The sequence below is a fragment of the Streptomyces sp. A0592 genome (genome assembly GCF_004795115.1).
GTDB lineage: Bacteria > Actinomycetota > Actinomycetes > Streptomycetales > Streptomycetaceae > Streptomyces > Streptomyces erythrochromogenes.
In genome coordinates this window covers 1-1,635 of sequence record NZ_SSBM01000093.1, presented here as the reverse complement: position 1 = coordinate 1,635, position 1,635 = coordinate 1, and the positions used below count along the sequence as shown (strand labels likewise).

Sequence of the window (1,635 nt, the reverse complement as noted above, 5' to 3'; positions counted from 1 at the left end):
CTAAGGGCTGTCCCGTAACTGTCAGGAGGGGTGAGAGTCGGGCTCAGCCTTCCTCGTGGTCTGCTGCTGCGGCCCAGCGACGGATGTGTGGGTCGGGATGGACCCCGGCGGATGTGAGCGTGCTTTCAAGTAGTTCGTACAGGTGTGGCGGGTATGCCGCGCGGGAGGTAGGCAGGCCCAACAGGACCCGGTGGCGCATCCGCAGGTCGGTGGCTTCGGCGAACACCCGCAGGGATGCCTCCAGCCAGGCGGCCTTGACGTCCTGTGACTCGTCCAGCGCGGGATCACGTACCCCGCCGGGTCCGTACGCCGGAGACCGATCTGCACGCAACGGCACATGGGCGCTGTACCAGGCCCGCACGGCACCAGCCCGCTCGGCATCCGTGCCGGTCCGCAGATAGTCGACCAATGCCGCCATCACACGGCGGCGTCCGAATGCGTAGACCGCCGGCTCGACGAACCAGCGGCAGAAGCTGGGATCCGGGTCGTGTACGGCCGCCGCCATCAGCGGGACGAACCACTCGTCGGGCAGACTCGCACGTCCGAGCAGGGGCTTACGCACCGCATGGGCAAGGTGGCGGGCATACCGGTCCTCCGGCTCCATACCGACGTCTCCGACGCCCAGCAGCTGGGCCAGCTCTATCACGCATGTCAGGAATGAACGCGGTTCTATGCCGCTCTGCTCGTCTTCAGCCACGGCAGCATTCTGGACCGGCCACCTCGGCAGGCACAGGCCCGATGGCCGCCGGCGCTGGGGCGGAAGAGGACTCGCGCAGCCTCCCTTGGGTGGAACGATCACGGTGTGACTGGTGTGATCACAGCGTCGGAGCCGTCCTGGATAGCCCCGTTCTCAGGGCTGAGCCCTCGCGCCTTCGGGAAGCTGGTGACCGTGCTGCGACGTGAGGGGGCGGATGTGGTCCGCAAGGGCCGGCCGTGGAGTCTTCCGCTGGAGGACCGGGCTCTGCTGGTGGCCGCGTACTGGCGCACGAACCTGACCATGCGGCAGCTCGCTCCGCTTTTCGGGGTGTCGAAGTCGACGGCGGACCGGATCATCGACCATCTCGGGCCGATGTTCGCGCTCCAGCCCCGCAAGCGGTTCGCCAAGGACGCCGTGCTCATTGTGGATGGGACCCTGGTTCCCACCCGGGACCACACCATCGCCGAGCGGTCGAAGAACTACCGGTACTCAACCAACCACCAGGTCGTCATCGACGCCGACACCCGGCGCGTCGTCGTGGTCGGTCGACCGCTGGCCGGGAACCGCAACGACTGCAGGGCGTGGGAGGAGTCCGGCGCGAAGGCCGCCGTCGGCAACACCCTCGTGATCGCCGACGGCGGATACCCGGGCACCGGACTCGTCATCCCGCATCGCCGAGAGCGTGGCCAGACCGAACTGCCGGACTGGAAAGAAGAGCACAATCGGTCCCACAAGCAGGTCCGGGCCCGGGTCGAGCACGTCTTCGCCCGCATGAAGACCTGGAAGATCCTCCGCGACTGCCGCCTCAAGGGAGACGGTGTCCATCACGCGATGCTCGGCATCGCCCGGATGCATAACCTCGCTCTCGCCGGATAGGCCAACGGGCTTCACCGTGATCAGCCATGCCCGAGATGACCCGAAGATCATTTACGGGACAG

2 protein-coding genes are annotated in these 1,635 nt (G+C 67.2%); one reads left to right on the top strand and one right to left on the bottom strand.

The window, feature by feature from the left end; translation table 11 throughout:
* Window positions 1-43: 43 nt before the first annotated feature.
* Entirely contained in the window at window positions 44-697 is a 654-nt protein-coding gene (locus tag E6U81_RS39465; RefSeq protein ID WP_240804288.1) for a hypothetical protein, read from the bottom strand.
* Between the two features lie 105 nt (window positions 698-802).
* Between E6U81_RS39465 and E6U81_RS39460 the strand changes: the two genes are divergently transcribed.
* Window positions 803-1,573: a transposase gene (locus tag E6U81_RS39460; protein WP_136234798.1), complete on the top strand. Its 771-nt coding sequence runs from the start codon at window positions 803-805 to the stop codon at window positions 1,571-1,573.
* Window positions 1,574-1,635: the final 62 nt, after the last annotated feature.